We start from the raw sequence: 2,043 nt of genomic DNA, 5'->3' as shown, positions 1-2,043 counted from the left end.
GTTTGTCGAGTTGGGTCCGGACGCGGCCCTGACCGGATCGGTGCGGGAATGCCTGGACGGCCGCGACATCACGGCGGTGCCCAGCCTGCGGCATGGCCACGACGAGGTCGAGTCGGTGTTGACGGGGCTCGGCGCGCTGTTCGCCGCCGGAATGGCCGTCAACTGGCCGGAGCTGTCTGCCGGAACCAACGCCCGACGCACCCAACTTCCTACCTACGCCTTCCAACGCCAGCACTACTGGCTGGACATGATGCTGGACGATGAGAAGACGTCGATGGAGACGTCGTCGGGTCTGGTGAGTGAGCTGCGAGGGCTCAGCGAGACCGAGCGCGAATATCGCATGACGGAGCTGGTTCGCGCGCATATTACAGCCACTCTCGGCAGCGGCGTGCTCAGTGAGAGCGCACTTGGTCAGACGTTCCGGGACCTGGGCTTTGATTCTTTGATGTCCGGCGAACTACGGGACAGGCTCTCGCGCGCCCTGAAAATTACGCTGCCGAGTTCGGTGATCTTTGATTACCCCACGCCCGATGTTCTCATTGAGCACCTGCAAGCAGTTGTGTTGGGCAGTGACGTTGACGTGCGTGCTCAGGTTGCGTCGACTGCTGATGCCGATGATCCTGTGGTGATTGTGGGGATGGCATGCCGTTATCCGGGTGGGGTGGGTTCTCCGGAGGATCTGTGGGCGTTGGTTGTCGAGGGTGGGGAGGGGATCACTGGCTTTCCGGAGTCGCGTGGCTGGGATGTGGCGGGTTTGTATCACGCGGATCCGGACCATCCGGGGACGACGTATGCGCGTGGTGGCGGGTTCTTGCATGACGCGGGTGAGTTCGACGCCGGGTTCTTCGGGATCTCGCCCCGTGAGGCGACGGCGATGGATCCGCAGCAGCGGTTGTTGTTGGAGGTTGCCTGGGAGGCTTTCGAGCGCGCGGGCATCGATGCGGACTCACTGCGCGGCACCCAGACCGGCGTGCTGGTGGGAGCAACACCGCATGGATACGGTGCGGTGGGACCTGACGCCAGCGGATACCTACTGACCGGTACCACACCCGGGGTGCTATCCGGGCGAATTGCGTACCAGTTCGGATTTGAGGGACCCGCGATGACGGTGGACACGGCCTGTTCGTCATCGTTGGTGGCAATACACCTGGCGGCGCAGGCATTGAGATCGGGCGAATGCTCGCTCGCGCTGGCCGGCGGTGTCACGGTCATGGCCACCCCGATGATCCTGACGGAGTTCGCGCGGCAGCGTGGATTGTCTCCGGATGGCCGGTGTCGGTCATTCGGAGCGGGCGCAGACGGCACGGGGTGGTCCGAGGGCGTGGGCTTGTTGGTGCTGGAACGGTTGTCTGACGCGCGGCGCAATGGGCATAGGGTGCTCGCGCTACTGGCGGGTTCGGCCGTAAACCAGGACGGGGCCTCGAACGGACTGACGGCCCCGAACGGACCCTCGCAGCAGCGGGTCATCCGTCAGGCGTTGGCCAGTGCAGGGCTGACAGCCGCCGATGTTGACGTAGTGGAAGGGCATGGTACGGGTACTCGGCTCGGGGACCCGATCGAAGCGCAGGCACTACTGGCGACCTATGGGCGGGAGCACACCGACGGCTCTCCCCTGTGGCTCGGATCAGTGAAATCGAACATCGGGCACTCGCAGGCGGCGGCGGGCGTTGCCGGGGTCATCAAAATGGTGATGGCACTGCAGCACCAGTACTTGCCGAGAACCCTGTTCGCTGAGAACCCCTCAACCGAGGTGCAATGGTCCTCCGGTGGGGTGGCGTTGTTGACCCAATCACGAGAATGGCCGGATACTGGCCGACCTCGGCGAGCTGGAGTGTCCTCGTTCGGCATTAGCGGGACCAACGCCCACATTGTCCTGCAGCAACCATCGGATGAACCATCGATGGCGGGTCGGCGGCCAATGGTGACAACAACTGCGCTTGAATATCCGGTGTTGCCGTTTGTGTTGTCGGCTCGTGGGTCGGGGTCGTTGTGTGGTCAGGCTGCTCGTTTGCGGTCGCATGTGGTGGAGCGGCCGGATGTGGC

General features: G+C 64.0%; 1 protein-coding gene. It reads left to right on the top strand.

Features of this window, described 5'->3' with window-relative positions; all coding sequences use genetic code 11:
• A partial coding sequence (locus tag J2Z30_RS49190; RefSeq protein WP_245389373.1) for a type I polyketide synthase occupies positions 1-2,043 on the top strand: 2,043 nt, incomplete at both ends.

The organism is Streptomyces iranensis, from assembly GCF_017874715.1.
Classification (GTDB): Bacteria; Actinomycetota; Actinomycetes; order Streptomycetales; family Streptomycetaceae; genus Streptomyces; species Streptomyces iranensis.
Note: the sequence above shows the minus strand (reverse complement) of the source record. Positions and strands in the feature narration are given on the sequence as shown.